We start from the raw sequence: 15,913 nt of genomic DNA, 5'->3' as shown, positions 1-15,913 counted from the left end.
TCAACTGGCATAAGGTCCTTCGCAAGCTCAGGATGACAGTTAGTAACCATACGAATGGCAACGAAGCGAGATTATTACGAGGTGTTGGGCGTGGCCAAAACCGCGTCGGGGGAAGAAATTAAGAAGGCGTACCGCAAGGTGGCCATCAAGTTTCACCCCGATAAAAACCCCGACGACCCTACGGCCGAGGACAAGTTCAAGGAAGCCGCCGAGGCCTACGAAATCCTGTCCAACGACGACAAGCGGGCCCGCTACGACCGGTTTGGGCACCAGAGCGGCAACGGCGGCGGGGCGCAGAACATGGAGGACATCTTCTCGCAGTTCGGCGACATCTTCGGCGGCGGCGGCTTCGAGGGCTTCTTCGGGGGCCAGGGCCGCGGCGGTCAGGGCGGCCGGCGCGTGAAAAAGGGCTCCAACCTGCGCATCAAGCTCAAGCTCGACTTAGAGGAAGTAGCCAACGGCGTGGAGAAGAAAATTAAGGTGAAGCGCTACGTGGCCTGCCAGCCCTGCTCGGGCACCGGCGCCAAAAACGGCACCGACCTGAAAGACTGCGGCACCTGCCACGGCCAGGGCCAGGTGAAGCGCGTGGTGAACACCATGCTGGGCCAGATGGTGAGCGCCAGCACCTGCCCCACCTGCCACGGCGAAGGCAAAATAGTGAGTAGCAAGTGCGACACCTGCCACGGCGAAGGCCGGCAGCTGCACGAGGAGGTTATTCCGATCAACATTCCGGCCGGCGTGGCCGAGGGAATGCAGCTGAGCATGAACGGCAAAGGCAACTACCCCGAGCGCGGCGGCATGCCCGGCGACCTGCTCATCCAGATTGAGGAGGAGCCGCACGAGCTGCTGAAGCGCGACGGCAACAACATCATGTTCGAGCAGTACATCTCATTCGTGGATGCCGCTTTGGGAGCCAGCATTGAGGTGCCAACTATTGAGGGCAAAGTGAAGATTAAAGTAGATCCTGGCACCCAGCCGGGCAAAATCCTGCGCCTGCGCGGCAAGGGCATCAAAGACCTGAACGGCTACGGCCGCGGCGACCAGCTCATCCACCTCAGCGTCTGGACGCCGAAGAACGTGAGCAGTGAGGAGCGGGAGTTGCTCGAAAAGCTGCGCAATGCTCAGAACTTCACGCCTAACCCCGGTAAAAATGAGAAGGGCTTCTTCGAGAAAGTGAAGGAGTATTTCCAGTAAAAACCACGGATTCGTCCGGATTTATCGGATTACACGGATTTTGTGAACAGATACAGAGCCCGCTTTCCTTTGGGAGAGCGGGCTTTTTTGTGTTTTGGTCAGCACATGAAAAAGCCCGCCTTTTCAAAGAAAAGCGGGCTTTTGGAGATTTAGCCTCGGGTCTTTTGGGCTAGTTTTTCACCACGCGCTTGGCAATGGTGCCTTCGGCGGCGTGCAGGCGCACGGTGTAGAGGCCGGCGGGCAGCGCGCTCAGGTTCAGCTCGTGCCGGATGGTGCCCTGGCGGGGCTGCAGAGTCAGGGTTTGCACTACCTGGCCCAGCGTGTTCAGCACTTCGGTGCGCACGGTGCCTTGCTCGCGCAGCCCGGCGATGCTAAGCGTGGCGGCGCTGAGCGTTGGGTTAGGGTAGAGGGCCGCCGCGGCTTCCAGCTCCGTAGCCCGCCGGGTGGCCAGCGTGATGAAGTTGGAGTAGGTAGTCAAACGGTCGTTGACGTAAGCATTGCGTTGCGTATCGTACTCCTGCTCCACTCTGCGGCGCACCTGGTTGCCAGCGGTATAGGAGAGCAGAGCGCGGCTGGCGTGGTCGATAACCCAGGCATTGTTGGTCCATATCTCACCTTGGTGTAGGATTTCATTCCCAAGGTTGTCATACGTGTAGGTGTGGCGGTCGTCGTTGAGCCACACGTTTGGCGCCACCAACTCCTGGCCTATGCTCACGTAGCTGCCGTTGGGCTGGTAGGTGAAGGTGGTTCGGTAGTCTTCGCCCCAGGTGCTGGTAGCCGGATCCCATTGCTGCTGCTCATAATAAGCGGGCAGCAGCTTGGCCCAGTTGTACCAAACTACATTACGAACCCGGTAGTCATTCACGTAAACTCCATTATCCCACTCCTGCCCGGTGAACTCCGTCCACTGATTGCTGGCATTGACGGTGTAGGTAGTGCGGTAGTCAGGCTCCCAGATGCTGGTAGTGGTATTCAGCGTTTCGCTCACCTCGGTGAGGATTGCGCCGGCCGGATTGTAGGTTCTGGTACTGCGGTAGCCGTAGCGCGTCAGCCAGGCGTTATTACGCCATTCCTGATCCAAGTACAGCGTTTCGCGCCCGTTGGCATCGTAGGCTTGTTGAATGCGGTAGCTGTTCACGTAGGCCGAGCCGTTCCAGTTCTGTTCCAGCTCCTCGGTTACCAGTCCCTGCGTGTTGTAAGTCAGCAGCGTCTTTCCGTAAGGAGTGTTCGTAGCCGAATCGGTGCTGATGATTTGGGTAACGCGACCCTGGACATTGTAAGTATTGGTCAGCGTAGTGGCACCGCCCCAACGAGCAGATGCTAGATCCCAATAATACTCGATGCTACGGCCGGGCACAGTGACCGATGCAATGCCCGCCGCGCGGGCAGCCTGCTCAAGGCCGGAACCAGCGTGGTGGTGGGCCTGATCGAACAGGGCTTTGGTGGCGTGGGCCGGCTTGTGGCTTTGCGCGGTGCCGCTCAGGGCAGCCGTGAGCAGTGCGGCCGTGAGGGTCAGAGGTAAAAAGTGTTTCATAAAAACAGCAAATGATAAGGTGAAAGCCAAATGTATTCAAAAAAACAGGTATCGTTATGTGGTTTATAGGAATATTTAAAAGATAACAGCCTTTGTAATCAAGGCTGCCTGAGCGTCTGCTTCCTTCAGGAAGGCAGACTTCTTTTTGTGGGGTATTTCTCCAAATTTGGGGAAATACCCCACAAGCCTAGTGGCGGGCCGTGGGCTAGCGGGTGCTGGCGGCGGTGGGGCGGGCTTGTCTGGCGGCGCGGTCGGCTCTGGATTTCAAGAAGATGAACACCAGGGAAAGCAACAGCAGCACGCCAGCTGCCCAGATAGCCCAACGGCGGCGCTGGGCCTGGCCGAGCAGCCACATGGCGGCGCTCAGGCAGCCCCAGAGGCCCGCTGCCAGGTAGTTTTGAGAAAACAGCTTGAGCAATGCCAGCAGCAGGAAGATGCCCGGCAACAGGAGGGCTCCGGCATCGCGGGGCTTGAGAGACTGGGGATTGAAGAAGGCGGCCATGTTGAACTCAGAATGAGAAAAGAGAAATGCTGCCGCAAAATGGCAGCAGTTGCCCGTACTTGGTGCTGCGCACGGGGCCGGCGGCAGAAAAAAAGCCGCCAGACTGTAATGCAGCCGGCCGGCGGCCGATATATGTAGAGAACTTGCCGCCTTTATGAGCCCTGCTGCCGCGCCCGCCCCCGATTTTCTTGCCGTCATCAATGCCAACCAGGGCATTCTGCACCGCATCTGCCGGCTCTACTGCCCAGATGCCGATGACCGGCAGGATCTGTATCAGGAAATTGTGCTGCAGCTCTGGCAGTCCTGGCCGCGCTACCAGCCCACGGCTAAAGTCAGTACCTGGCTCTACCGCGTGGCGCTGAACGTGGCCATCAGCAACTTGCGCCAGCGCACCCGGCGGCCGGTGCCCGAGCGGTTTGGCGCGGTGCCGCCCGAGGTGGCCCCGCCACCCGACCCCGGCCCCGATGCCGACGACCTGGCCCAACTCTACCAGGCCATCGGGCGGCTTTCCGACGTGGAAAAGGCCTTTGTGCTGCTGTATCTGGAAGAGCGCACCTACGAGGAAATGGCCGATATCCTCGGCATTACGCAGAACAATGTGCGGGTGAAAATGCACCGCGCGCAGGACAAGCTTCGTCAACTCTTAACCCAAGCCGCCTGATGGAACTCGATGACTTTCGCCGCCAGTGGCAGCAGCAGCCCGCCCCAGGTGGCGCGCCGCACAACGAAGACGCCTTGCGGGCTTTGCTGGCCCAATGCTCCGGTACGCCGGTGGCCCGGATGCTCCACAATGCCCGAACCGAAATCATTGCCACCGCCGTGAGCCTGGGTATCGGGGCGACCTTGGTGCTGCTGGTGGGTATCCAGCGGCTCCAGCCGTTTGGGCTGCTGCTGCTGGGTACGGCGGTGTTGACGGGCTACGACTACTACCACAAGCGGCGGCTCCTGCGCGAGCTGCCCGCGGCTACCGGCGGCCTGCGCAGCCACATAGCGCGGCAGCTACAAAGCCTGCGCGGCGTGCTGCGCCTCAATTATCGTTTCACGATGGCCACGCTCCTCATCACGATAGGCTTCCTGCTGACTTTCGCCTACACGCAGCTGCCGCAGCTGTTTCTGGGCGATGCCCGGACGCTGGGGCAGCGCGGCCTGTGGCTGGTGCTCACGGTGCTGGCCTCCGGGCTCATCACGCACTGGCTGATTCGGTGGACGCTGCAGCAGCAGTATGGCCGGCACCTCGACCAGCTGGAAACTGCCCTGCGCGAGCTGGAAGAAACTCCCTAGGCCCATTCGGTGGCCTTTTTCGCTCATCCAATCCCGGTAATTCGCCGGTTGGGTAAGATTTCCGTGCCTTGTTTAACTGGTTCCTGTAATATTACACCCCACGACCAATTCTTTCCGCTGTGAGCAACATTCTACAAGCCATTGATGTGCACAAGGCCTACGCCGCGCACGTCGCCCTCAACGGCGTCAGCCTGGACATTCCGGAGGGCAGCATTTTCGGGCTGCTCGGTCCCAATGGAGCCGGCAAAACGTCGCTGATTCGCATCATCACCCAGATTACGGCCGCCGACTCAGGCGAAATCCGCTTCCGGGGCGAGCGGCTCAATCCCTCGCACATTGGCCAGATCGGCTACTTGCCCGAGGAGCGGGGGCTGTATAAGAAGATGAAGGTGGGCGAGCAGCTGCTGTATTTGGCCCAGCTCAAGGGCCTGAGCAAGGCCGATGCCACCCAGCGCATCAAGGGCTGGATCGATCGGCTGGACCTGCGCCCGTGGGTGAGCAAGAACGTGGAAGACCTCTCGAAGGGGATGCAGCAGAAGGTGCAGTTCATTGCTACCGTGCTGCACGAGCCCAGCCTGATTATCCTCGACGAGCCGTTTTCGGGCTTCGACCCCATCAACGCCAACCTTATCAAAGATGAGATTCTGGAGCTGCGCCAGCGCGGGGCCACCATCATCTTTAGCACCCACCGCATGGAATCGGTGGAGGAGATGTGCGACAACATTGCCCTGATCAACCGCTCCCGCAAGGTGCTCGACGGCTCGGTGCGCGACATCAAGGACGCCTTCAAAACCCGCACCTACGAGGTGGAAGGCAAAGGCAGGCTGATGGTCATTCACCCCGATTTTGAGGTGCTGGAGCACAAAGAGCGCGAAAACGACCATTTCTACAACCGCATCCGGCTTCACCATGGCACCACCCCCAACGACCTGCTGCGCTACCTGATCGGCAATGTGGAAATCCACGCTTTCCGCGAGCAGATACCGAGCATCAATGACATCTTCATCAGAAGAGTGCAGGAAACAATGCCAGAAACCCTGACCGAGCAGGAGCTGGCCGTGAAAAGCTAAAGAAGCTAAGAGGCTAGAAAGCTAGGAAGCTAGCTCCCCTCCTTTTTTCAAGGAGGGGTAGGGGGTGGTTCAATCGTTGAACGGTGACTAGCTCTAATTTTCTAGCTCTAGCTGACCACCCCGCCCTTCGGGCACCCCTCCTTGAAAAAAGGAGGGGAACTAGGAAATAGCCCTAGCCTAAGAAATAACAAAGACCCCAAGTCCTCACCAACCATGGATAAAATCTGGCTTATCATTCAGCGCGAATACCTCACGCGGGTGCGCAAAAAGAGCTTTCTGGTCATTTCATTGCTGGCCCCGCTGCTGCTGGCCGGCACCACGCTGGGCATTGCCAAGCTGAGTATGCCGTCGTCGGCCGATGAGGTGGCCGTGTACGATGCCAGCGGGCTGAACCTGCTGACCCAGCTGGTAGCTACCGACGAGGTGCGCTTCGTGCCGGCCGTGGGGGCCTCGCCGGCGGCTGCCACGGCGGCGTTCAAAAAGGCCAAGCCCAAGCAGGCCGCGCTGCTGGTATTTCCCGCCGACTTCTCGCTCGATGCCAACCAGGGCGTGCAGCTGCTGGCCGACGGCAACGTGAGCCTGAACCGGCAGCAAAACATTCGCAAAGCCGTGAACAAGGCCATTAGTGAGCTGAAGCTGACCCGCTCCGGCCTCACCCGCGCCACCATCGACAACCTGAAGGCCGACGTGGAGCTGTCGGCCGTGGACCTGACCCAAAAAGGGGGCCAGAAAAATAACGTGGGCGCTACCACGGCGGCGGCTTATTTCCTGTCCATTCTGGTGTATATGTTCATTTTCATCTACGGCGTGCAGGTGATGCGCGGCGTGGCGGAGGAAAAAACCAACCGCATCATGGAAGTGATGATGTCGTCGGTGAAGCCGTTTCAGCTGATGATGGGCAAGATTCTGGGCATTGCGGCGGTGGTGCTCACGCAGTTCGGCATCTGGCTGATTCTCTCCTACAGCATCACCACGCTGGTGGCACCGCTGCTGATGAAGCCCGCCAAAACACCCGTGACTACCGCCGCGGCCGCGGCCAACACCACCAATGCGGAGGTAGCAGCGGCTCCGGCCGCCGATGCGCCGGCCGTGGCAGCCCCGCGGCCCGGCACCGCGCCCAACCTGTGGAGCGTGCTGGACGGCCTGCCCATCGGGAGCATCATCGGGGGCTTCCTGTTCTTCTTTTTGGGTGGCTACTTGCTCTACTCGTCCATGTTTGCCGCCATCGGCGCGGCCGTCGATGACCAGACCGATGCGCAGCAGTTCATGTTCCCGGTCACCATTCCGCTGATTCTGAGCTACATTGTGAGCATCAACGTCATCATCAACGGCGACCCGAACGGCCCGCTGGCTTTCTGGCTGTCCATGATACCGTTCACGTCGCCCATTGCCATGGTGATGCGCCTGCCGTTTGGGGTGCCGGCCTGGCAGCTGCTGCTGTCGGGGGCGCTGCTGGTGGGTGGGTTTATTTTCACCACCTGGGTAGCCAGCCGCATCTACCGCGTGGGCGTGCTGATGTACGGCAAGAAAGTGACCTACGCCGAGCTGTCGCGCTGGATGTTTTATAAGGGCTGAAACCCGCGCAAACCCTATCCCGAAAGCCCCGATGCCGTCCGGCGTCGGGGCTTTTGGCGTTAAAGCGGTTGCTTTCTTTGTTGTCCGAAACGAATTGCGTCGCCTTGCTTGCCATGACCAAAAAACACCTGCTGCCGCTGCTGCTCCTGCTGCTCGGCTTCCGCGCCGACGACCGGCCGGCTTACCGCCTCTTCAGCGCCGCCGGCCGGCCCGTGCGCTACGAAAAAATGCTCAACGTGCTGGCCAAGGCCGATGTGGTGTTTTTCGGCGAGCAGCACAACGACCCCATCGCGCACTGGCTGGCGCTGCAGCTCACCGAAGACCTGCTGCGCCTGCGGCAGGGCCAGTTGGTACTGGGCCTGGAAATGTTTGAGCGCGACGTGCAGCCCCTCGTCGATCAGTACACCACCGGCGAGCTGGCGGCCCCGGCGTTTGAGGCCCAAAGCCGCCCCTGGCCCAACTACGCCACCGACTACAAGCCGCTGCTGGAGCTGGCCCGGCAGCAGAAGTTTCGGGTGGTGGGCACCAATGTGCCGCGCCGCTACGCCGCGCTGGTAGCCAAGGGCAGCCTCGCGGCCCTCGATACGCTGGCGGCCCCCGCCAAAGCCTGGCTGGCCCCGCTGCCTCTCACCGTCGATTATGACCTGCCCGGCTACCGCAACATGGCCAGGATGTTCGGCTCTGATGCCACCCACGCGGCCAGCGTGCGGCAGATTATTCAGGCCCAGGCCCTCAAAGATGCCACGATGGCCCACTTCCTGAATCAGGCCCGGCCCGCCGGCCACCTGCTGCTGCACCTCAACGGCAGCTACCACTCCGACAACCACGACGGCATTCTGGACTATCTGCGCCAAGTCAATCCATCGTTGAAGGTGCTGACCATCAGCGTGGTTTTGCAGGAGCAGCTGAACCAACTGGATGAAGAGAACCGGCCGAAAGCTGACTTCGTGCTGGTAGTGCCCTCGGACATGACCAAAACTTACTGACCGACTGCCAGGCCCGACGTGCTTCTGCGTGCCGGGTGCAGTTGGTGCCCGAGGTGCGCTAGTAGCTCACAAACGGCATTTTGTGCACAAACTCCCGGCTTTCTACCTGCTGCAGAATGAAGTTGGCCAAATCGGCGCGGCCGATGCTGGTGCTGGCATTCACGCCTACCCAGCCTACGCGGTATTGCCCGCGCGCCGGTTCGTTGGTGAGGCGCGGACCGCGCACTACTTGCCAGTCGAGGCCGCTGGCCCGCAGCACGTCGGCGTGGCCCTGGGCGTCGTGCAGCACCTGGGGCACAGCCAGCCGCATGATGCCGCGAATGAGTTTATCGGCCAGCTTGGGGTGGTCTTCGGCGTAGGGCAGGCCCCCGCCCGACAGGCTGATGATACGGCGCAGCCCGTAATGCTGCATGGCCTTCACAATGTTGGCCGTGCCGCGCGTCTGCACGTCGGGCGGTGAGCCTTTGACCTGTCCAAACAGGCTTACGACCAGATCGGTGTCGCGGATGGTGTTTTCAACGGCGTTCAGGTCGAGCACATCACCCGGCACGATGGTGAGCTGGGGGGAGCGTTGCGGAATCTTGGCCGCATCGCGCGCCAGGGCCTGCACGTGGTAGCCCTTAGCCAGCGCCAGGGTAAGAAATTTTTGGCCGGTCTGGCCGGAGGCACCGAAAAGGGCAATGCGTTTCATCAGCAGAACAGAAGCATGAGGGGAAATCCGGACAAAGAACGCTAGCTTCGAAGGGTAGAGTTGCCCGCCGGGCACTAACCTGCACGTAAGTTATGGACGCCAATCATCTGACGATAACGCCGCGCTGCCCCATTCGCACCACTCTGGAGCTGGTGGGCGGCAAGTGGCGCCTGCTGGTGCTGCACCAGCTGCACCCGGTCCCGTGCCGCTTCAGCGCGCTGAAAAGCCGGCTGCCCGACATTAGCGAGAAGGTGCTGGTGCAGGAGCTGCGGCAGCTCGCGCAGGCGGGCCTGGTAGTGCGCCGCGCCTACGGCGAAGTGCCGCCCCGAGTCGAGTATGCGCTTACGCCGCTGGGCGAGCAGGCGCTGCCGCTGATCGGAGCCATTGCGAGTTTCGGCCAGCACTATCTTTCCGCGTTGCTGATGGAAACCGAGGCCGCCCCAGCCGCGTCGTAACCCGGCCAGTTGATTCCATTTCTTGCGGCCGGCCGCCGGCCGCCATTTCTTTCTTCGTGCTTCGTATGCTTTCCACCCAAAACCTGACCGCCCTGCCCGATGAGCTGGCCTTGCAGCGTATCTGCAAAGCCCTGGCCGTGCTCGATGCCATCATCTCGCCCGAGGAAGAATACCGCTACCACACCTACGATGCGCATTGGGGAGAAGGGGAGGAGGTATTTGAGCTGAACGATGGGGAGGGCGACCAGATGCTGGTGCTGTTCGCGCCCGAGGGAGCAGTCATCAATGGCTATGCCGACGGCCTCGACGAGGTAGATAAAGCCGAGCTGACGCCCGCCCTGCCCCGGCCCTTCCACGAGTTTATGCTCGGGGAGCCCGTCAGCTCCATCGGCACCACCTTCTGCCTCTGGACGCTGGGGGCCGGCCCCTGGCAGCCGGGGCCGGGCGCTTCAATCGAGGATGGCTCCGATGAGCTGCTATACATTCTGGACGGCCATCCGCGCACGTATGTGGCGTGGGCGCAGGAATACTTCGAGGCCGAAACTTTCCATCCGGCGGGACTGCCGCTCACCACCGTGGCGCAGCTGTACTACGGCGAAACCCTGACCAAACCGATGGTGCTGGCCCTGGTGAAGCACATTGCCGACTGGGAGCAGCTGCGCCGCGACCTGGACGAAATCAACTACCCCTACGACTTTGACTAGCGCCCTGCCATGCGTCCTGCCGCCCCGGTTTTTATGCTCCTGCTACTCCTGCTGCTGCCGTGGGCGCGGGCGCAGGAAGCCCGGCAGTTTGCGTTCAGCGTGGTGCCGCTGGGCGTGAAGGGCGGACTGGCGGAAGGCAACCTGTCGGCGTATCTGGTAGCCCCGGCGGGCGCGGCTGCCTACGTCTGCCTGGACGCGGGCAGCCTGCGCCAGGGCGTAGAAAAGGCCATTGGGTATGGTGCGCTGGCCGGGCCGGCCAGCGCGGTGCTCCGCACCGGCATCAAGGCCTACCTCATTTCCCACGCCCACCTCGACCACGTGGCCGGCCTGCTCCTGAATGCCCCCGACGACCTGCCCAAGCCCATTTTCGGCCTCGTCGATTGTCTGCAAACCATTCAGCGCGACTACTTCAACGGGCGGGCCTGGCCCAACTTCGGCAGCAGTGGCAACCCGCCTGTGCTGGGCAAATACGCGTTTCGTCCTCTGTCGCCCGGCCTGGAAACTGCCATCGACCATACGGGCTTGAGCGTGCGGGCCTTTCCGCTTAGCCACGGCCGCCCCTACCAGAGCGCCGCCTTTCTGCTGCGCAGCCGACAAAGCTACCTGCTTTACCTCGGCGACACCGGAGCCGATGCTGTGGAGCAGGGCCACCACCTGCGGGCCGTGTGGCAGCAGGTGGCCCCGCTGGTGCGGGCCGGCCAGTTGAAGGCTATTTTTATCGAAGCATCTTACCCCAATGCTCAACCCACCACGCAGCTCTTTGGCCACCTCACGCCCGCGTTGCTACTGAGCGAGCTGGCCGCTCTGAGCCAGCTTACGGGCGTGGCGGCCCTGCGCGGCCTGCCGGTGGTCGTCACGCACGGCAAGCCCGCACCCGGCAGCGAAGCCGCCATCAAACGGCAGCTGATGGCAGCCAATACGCTTGGTTTGCGGCTTATTTTCCCTGAACAGGGCCGGCTGCTGCAGTTTTAGCTGCCTCCGTGCTCACCCTAAAAATGTCCTGCCTTTGCCGGCCCGCTAACGGGTTAGCGCTGGCTGACTACTGGAGCCGACCAGCAGCATCGTTGGCAATGAAGCATGAAAGCGGAGCTGAGTTCGATATAAGCGCTTGAAAAAGAGGTGAACAACTTCCAGAATTGTGGTCAATGGGAGAGGCCCAAGTGGTGAAACTAGCCATTCAGGGAGCGGAAAGCATGGTTGACCTAAATAAGCAGCAGCCGCAGCTTGGCTTCGATAGTTTTGAGCTTCCAACTCTTCCGCTCCTAACACCCTATTTGCCATGCCCGTTGCTTCGTCCCGCTTCTGCTACTGCCTATGTTCTTCGCTACTGCTGCTACTGCTCGCGCTGCCTCCGCTTTCGGTCCGGGCCCAACAGCCCGCCACCAGCCCGGCTGTCCGGGCCACGGCCTACACGCGCTACCTCACGCAGGTCTTGCGCCTGCAGCCGCACCAATACGCGCCGCTGTATCGCTGCACGCTGCGCAGCTTTGCCGCGCAGGATTCGCTCGCGGCTCAGGGTTCGTTGCCCGCGTTTCTGACTGGGGCTGAGCAGTACTATGCCGCGGCCGTGCAGCCTTTGCTGACGCCCGGCCAATACAGCGCCTTTGTCCTGCTCCGCGAGCGGCAGCCAGCCGACTCGTCACGCCAGCCGATGGCGGTGCGGCGTTAGCTGCTTGGCCCGCTCAGGCTGATTGCTATGGCTCCTGCATCAGCCCCAGCCCCGGCCTTCCTAGCCAAGGCCGCGTATCTTGCCAGCGCTATTACTCCGCTGCCATGCGCTACCGCCAGTCCACCGTCGCCGATATTCCCCAGCTCATGCAGGTGCGCCTGGCCGTGCGCGAAAACGTGCTTTCTGACCCCACGCGCGTGCCGGCTACCGCCTACACCGACTACCTCACCCGCCGCGGCCTGGGCTGGGTGGCCGAAGAGGCCGGACGCATCGTCGGTTTCGCCATCGCCGACCTCGTGGACCACAGCATCTGGGCCCTGTTCGTGCATCCCGACTTCGCCGGGCAGGGCCTTGGCAAAAGGCTGCACGACCTGCTGCTGGACTGGTATTTCCGGCAAACTCTGCACCCGATCTGGCTCAGCACCGCGCCTGGCACCCGCGCCGAAGAATTTTATCGCCGCCAGGGCTGGCAGGAAACGGGGCGGACGGAAAGCGGAGAGGTGCGGTTTGAGCGAGCTATATGAGCTAGCGGCGACAGAAACAGCTACGTGCGGCTAATAAAATGCACTTTTGGTCTTTCTCCTGCTTGTGTGCGTTTAGGTCATTATTCTGCTCCGGACCATTGCCAAATTGCTGTATGTATAAACTGCTGTTTTTGCTCGTTGTAGCGGGTTTACCCCAGGCCCACGCCCAAACCGTCCATTCTCCGAGCAATAAGCTCACGCTGAATTTCCGCCTGAGCGCGGCCGGGGAACCCACCTACCAGCTGCAATACGGCACCAAAACCGTAGTAAAGCCCAGCCGGCTTGGTGTATTGCTCCAAGGCCAGCCCAGCCTCGATGCCGGCTTCACCATCGCCCAAATTGATTCCAGCCGGCACGACGATACCTGGCAGCCGGTGTGGGGCGAGGTCAAAAGCATCCGCAACCACTACCAGGAGCTGGCCGTCACGCTGACGCAGGCTGCCAGCCAGGGCCGCCGGCTGGTGCTGCGCTTCCGGCTGTATGACGACGGCCTGGGCTTCCGCTACGAGTTTCCCGAGCAGCCCGGCCTCACCTATTTCACGGTGCAAAACGAGCGCACGGAGTTCAACCTGCCCGCCGACCACCAGGCCTTCTGGATTCCCGGCGACTACGACTCCAACGAGTACACCTACAGCACCACCCGCCTGAGCGCGGTGAACAGCGCCAACATCGAGGCCATTCAGCTCAAATCGGCCCCGCAGCGGGTGCAGACGCCGCTCATGCTCAAGTCCGACGACGGGCTATACGTGAACATCCACGAGGCAGCGCTGGTGAATTATCCGGCCATGATGCTGAACGTGAACCCGCAAACCTTCGGCCTCAGCAGCCAGCTCGTGCCCGATGCCGTGGGCAACAAAGCCTACCTGCAAACGCCCGAGCATACGCCCTGGCGCACCATTGTAGTGAGCGACAAGGCCGCCGACGTGCTGGCCAGTAAGCTTATTCTTAACCTCAACGAACCCACCAAGCTCACCGAAACCAGCTGGATAAAGCCCCAGAAGTTCGTGGGCGTGTGGTGGGAGATGCACGTGAACAAGGCCAGCTGGAACTACTCGGATGCCAGCAACATCAAGCTCGCCGGCACCGACTGGAATGCGCTGAAACCCAACGGCCACCACGGGGCCAACACCGCCAACGTGAAGCGCTACATCGACTTTGCCGCCAAATATGGCCTGCAAAGCGTGCTAGTGGAGGGCTGGAACGTGGGCTGGGAAGACTGGTTCGGCAACTGGAAAGAGGAAGTATTCGACTTCGTGACGCCCTACCCGGATTTCGCCGTGGCCGAGCTGCAGCAGTACGCCGCCGCCAAGGGTGTGAAGCTGATGATGCACCACGAAACCAGCTCCTCCGTGACCAACTACGAGCGCCGCCAGGACGAAGCCTACCGCTTCATGAAAGCGCACGACTACGAGTCCGTGAAAACCGGCTACGTGGGCCGCATCATCCCGCGCGGCGAGCACCACGACGGCCAGTGGATGGTGAATCACTACAACCGCACGGCCCAGAAAACCGCCGAAAGCCGCCTGATGGTGGATATGCACGAGGCCGTGCGCCCCACCGGCCTGCATCGCACCTACCCCAACTGGCTGGCTTCAGAAGCCGCCCGCGGCAATGAGTTCAACGCCTGGAGCAGCGGCAATCCGCCCGAGCACGAAACCATTCTGCCCTTCACCCGCCTCATGGGCGGCCCCATGGACTACACCCCCGGCATCTTCCAGATCAAGCTTGAGGACTGGAACCCCGAGCGCAACAAGGGCAAGCAGGTGCACACCACGCTGGCCAAGCAGCTGGCCCTCTACGTGACCATGTACAGCCCGCTACAAATGGCCGCCGACCTGCCCGAAGCCTACGAAAAGCACCTCGATGCCTTCCGCTTCATCCAGGACGTGCCCGTGGACTGGGACGACACCCGCATTCTGCTGGCCGAGCCCGGCGACTACATCACCACTGCCCGCAAGGCCAAGGGCAAGGACGAATGGTATCTGGGCAGCATCACCGACGAAAACGCCCGCCCGCAAACCGTGAAGCTGGATTTTCTAACCCCCGGCCAGCTATACGAAGCCATAATTTACGCCGATGCCAAAGGAGCCAGCTGGGACAAGAATCCGATGGCTTACCAGATTCGGAAGCAGAAAGTGACCAGTAAGTCGGTACTGAAGCTGCAGCTGGCGGCTGGAGGCGGAGCAGCGGTGAGTTTTAAGCCGGAGAATCGGTAAACCTCTAGGAATAGTGTCATGCTGAGCTTGTCGAAGCATCTCTACTGCTTCGTTGGATTACCATTGCAACAAAACAGTAGAGATGCTTCGGCAAGCTCAGCATGACGCCCCCAAACAAAAAAGCTCTGGTCTCGCGACCAGAGCTTTTTTGTTTCACAAAGTATCTTTCAGAAACCGCGCGGAAAACTCGGTATTCACGCCCAGCCTAATTTCCGCATCACACTTTCCCGCAAGACTTTCGGACTGCCTTGAGCTTCTTTCATCAGCAAGCCCATACCCAAATCTTCCTTTTCGTCCTCCGAAAGCACTTTAGCCACAATGTTCATCTTCTTGAGCATTGCCGTAAGCAGTTGTAATTCGGATTCAGAGGCCGGAGTAATCAGCAGAGAATTCATGGGCTAATTGTTAGCTCTGAGTCAGCAGAATCTGCGAAAAATCAGCGGAATCAGTGATTTACGCCGAAAACGACGTGCCGCAGCCGCAGGTGCTCTTGGCCTGGGGGTTGTTGAAGACGAAGCCGCGGGCATTCAGGCCGTCCTGAAAGTCGACTTCCATGCCCAGCACGTACATGGCGTGCTTCTTATCCATGATGAGCTTCAGGCCGTCGAGGTCGTATACCTCGTCGTTGTCCTTGGCTTTGTCGAAGCCGAGGAGGTAGCTCATGCCCGAGCAGCCGCCGCCCTGCACGCCGATGCGCAGGCCGTAGTCCTGGGGTACTTTCTTGTCTTCGATGATATTTCTGACCTCTACCAGAGCGCCCGGCGTGAGGGTGATGGGAGCGGTTTTAGTCGAAACGGCGGTGGCCATAGTGCTTTCGGAGTTAGAAGAGTAGAGGGGCAAAGATACGAAGCCGGGGGCACACGCCGTTTGCTCCGACCCGTACACAACAGCGCGGCCGGCCCGGCGGTTCACCGATTATTTCCCGCCATATTTCCCGACCTTCGCTTCGCCCAAATGCCCTTTTTAGCCCGCATGGATACTACCGCCTACGTTTTCGACCTGCTCAAAATCATTCTGCCCGCCCTTATCGTGGCCGGCTCCATCTTCTACCTCATCCAGCAATATCTGGAGAAGGAGCAGCAGCGCCGCCTGATCGAAATGCGGCTGCAAACCTCGAAGGAAACGCTGCCCCTGCGCCTGCAGGCCTACGAGCGGGTGACGCTGCTGCTGGAGCGCATCACCCCCAACAACCTGCTGGTGCGCCTGAGCAGTGCCGGCCTCACCGCCCCCGACTACCACCGCATGCTGGTTTCCGAAATCCGGGCCGAGTTTGAGCACAACCTCAGCCAGCAGCTCTACATGAGCCCCGATGTTTGGGACCAGGTGAAATCGGCCAAGGAAACCATTCTGACGATGGTGAACAAGGCCTACCACACCCTGCCCACGCCCCAGCAGGCCCGCGGCACCGAGCTGGCCAAGCGCATTCTGGAAAACCTGATGACCGACGAAGCCGACCCCACCGCGCGGGCGCTGAACGCCGTGAAGCGCGAAGCTGCGGGGTTGTTTTAGACC

At 60.9% G+C, this 15,913-nt stretch carries 18 protein-coding genes; 13 read left to right on the top strand and 5 right to left on the bottom strand.

Going from position 1 to position 15,913, the window contains the following annotated elements; genetic code table 11:
- The first annotated feature begins 54 nt into the window (after positions 1-54).
- Positions 55-1,194, top strand: coding sequence for a molecular chaperone DnaJ (dnaJ, locus tag BUB62_RS09150; RefSeq protein WP_073109043.1), 1,140 nt, complete (start codon positions 55-57; stop codon positions 1,192-1,194).
- 169 nt (positions 1,195-1,363) lie between these two features.
- On the opposite strand, the gene BUB62_RS09145 is transcribed toward dnaJ, so the two are convergent.
- Both BUB62_RS09145 and BUB62_RS09140 read right to left on the bottom strand, forming a co-directional pair.
- Positions 1,364-2,728, bottom strand: coding sequence for a T9SS type A sorting domain-containing protein (locus tag BUB62_RS09145; RefSeq protein ID WP_073109041.1), 1,365 nt, complete (start codon positions 2,726-2,728; stop codon positions 1,364-1,366).
- Between the two features lie 205 nt (positions 2,729-2,933).
- On the bottom strand, positions 2,934-3,230 hold the full coding sequence (locus BUB62_RS09140; protein ID WP_073109038.1) for a hypothetical protein: 297 nt from the start codon (positions 3,228-3,230) through the stop codon (positions 2,934-2,936).
- A gap of 154 nt (positions 3,231-3,384) precedes the next feature.
- Between BUB62_RS09140 and BUB62_RS09135 the strand changes: the two genes are divergently transcribed.
- From BUB62_RS09135 to BUB62_RS09115, 5 genes are all read left to right on the top strand, one after another.
- Entirely contained in the window at positions 3,385-3,891 is a 507-nt protein-coding gene (locus BUB62_RS09135; RefSeq protein WP_073109035.1) for an RNA polymerase sigma factor, read from the top strand.
- A complete protein-coding gene (locus BUB62_RS09130) occupies positions 3,891-4,511 on the top strand; it encodes a hypothetical protein (protein WP_073109031.1) in 621 nt (206 codons plus the stop codon). Before BUB62_RS09135 ends, BUB62_RS09130 begins: the two co-directional genes overlap by 1 nt.
- Before the next feature lie 119 nt (positions 4,512-4,630).
- Positions 4,631-5,581 (top strand): ABC transporter ATP-binding protein, encoded by a 951-nt coding sequence (locus BUB62_RS09125; protein ID WP_073109028.1) that lies wholly within the window; start codon positions 4,631-4,633, stop codon positions 5,579-5,581.
- A gap of 213 nt (positions 5,582-5,794) precedes the next feature.
- A complete protein-coding gene (locus tag BUB62_RS09120; protein ID WP_073109025.1) occupies positions 5,795-7,156 on the top strand; it encodes an ABC transporter permease in 1,362 nt (453 codons plus the stop codon).
- A gap of 113 nt (positions 7,157-7,269) precedes the next feature.
- Positions 7,270-8,142, top strand: coding sequence for a ChaN family lipoprotein (locus BUB62_RS09115; protein ID WP_073109022.1), 873 nt, complete (start codon positions 7,270-7,272; stop codon positions 8,140-8,142).
- Between the two features lie 58 nt (positions 8,143-8,200).
- Here the strand turns inward: BUB62_RS09115 and BUB62_RS09110 are convergent, their stop codons facing one another.
- Complete coding sequence (locus tag BUB62_RS09110) at positions 8,201-8,833, bottom strand: NAD(P)-dependent oxidoreductase (RefSeq protein WP_073109009.1); 633 nt, start codon at positions 8,831-8,833, stop codon at positions 8,201-8,203.
- A 92-nt stretch (positions 8,834-8,925) separates the two neighbouring features.
- On the opposite strand from BUB62_RS09110, the gene BUB62_RS09105 reads away from it, so the two are divergent.
- The 6 genes from BUB62_RS09105 to BUB62_RS09080 all read left to right on the top strand — a co-directional run bounded on the left by BUB62_RS09105 (position 8,926) and on the right by BUB62_RS09080 (position 14,401).
- Positions 8,926-9,288: a winged helix-turn-helix transcriptional regulator gene (locus BUB62_RS09105; RefSeq protein ID WP_073109006.1), complete on the top strand. Its 363-nt coding sequence runs from the start codon at positions 8,926-8,928 to the stop codon at positions 9,286-9,288.
- 65 nt (positions 9,289-9,353) lie between these two features.
- On the top strand, positions 9,354-9,992 hold the full coding sequence (locus BUB62_RS09100) for a hypothetical protein (RefSeq protein ID WP_073109004.1): 639 nt from the start codon (positions 9,354-9,356) through the stop codon (positions 9,990-9,992).
- Between the two features lie 33 nt (positions 9,993-10,025).
- Positions 10,026-10,964 (top strand): MBL fold metallo-hydrolase, encoded by a 939-nt coding sequence (locus BUB62_RS09095; protein WP_200799910.1) that lies wholly within the window; start codon positions 10,026-10,028, stop codon positions 10,962-10,964.
- A gap of 307 nt (positions 10,965-11,271) precedes the next feature.
- Complete coding sequence (locus BUB62_RS09090) at positions 11,272-11,661, top strand: hypothetical protein (RefSeq protein ID WP_073108998.1); 390 nt, start codon at positions 11,272-11,274, stop codon at positions 11,659-11,661.
- A 104-nt stretch (positions 11,662-11,765) separates the two neighbouring features.
- Entirely contained in the window at positions 11,766-12,185 is a 420-nt protein-coding gene (locus BUB62_RS09085; RefSeq protein ID WP_073108995.1) for a GNAT family N-acetyltransferase, read from the top strand.
- A gap of 113 nt (positions 12,186-12,298) precedes the next feature.
- On the top strand, positions 12,299-14,401 hold the full coding sequence (locus BUB62_RS09080; protein ID WP_073108992.1) for a glycoside hydrolase family 97 protein: 2,103 nt from the start codon (positions 12,299-12,301) through the stop codon (positions 14,399-14,401).
- 194 nt (positions 14,402-14,595) lie between these two features.
- Here the strand turns inward: BUB62_RS09080 and BUB62_RS09075 are convergent, their stop codons facing one another.
- Positions 14,596-14,796, bottom strand: a complete 201-nt coding sequence (locus BUB62_RS09075) for a hypothetical protein (protein ID WP_073108989.1) — start codon at positions 14,794-14,796, stop codon at positions 14,596-14,598.
- Between the two features lie 58 nt (positions 14,797-14,854).
- Positions 14,855-15,208: a HesB/IscA family protein gene (locus BUB62_RS09070; RefSeq protein ID WP_073108987.1), complete on the bottom strand. Its 354-nt coding sequence runs from the start codon at positions 15,206-15,208 to the stop codon at positions 14,855-14,857.
- Between the two features lie 165 nt (positions 15,209-15,373).
- On the opposite strand from BUB62_RS09070, the gene BUB62_RS09065 reads away from it, so the two are divergent.
- Positions 15,374-15,910 (top strand): DUF7935 family protein, encoded by a 537-nt coding sequence (locus BUB62_RS09065; protein WP_073109690.1) that lies wholly within the window; start codon positions 15,374-15,376, stop codon positions 15,908-15,910.
- Positions 15,911-15,913 lie beyond the last annotated feature (3 nt).

Source organism: Hymenobacter daecheongensis DSM 21074 (assembly GCF_900141805.1).
GTDB classification, from domain to species: Bacteria; Bacteroidota; Bacteroidia; order Cytophagales; family Hymenobacteraceae; genus Hymenobacter; species Hymenobacter daecheongensis.
This window is presented reverse-complemented; position numbering and strand designations above follow the sequence as displayed.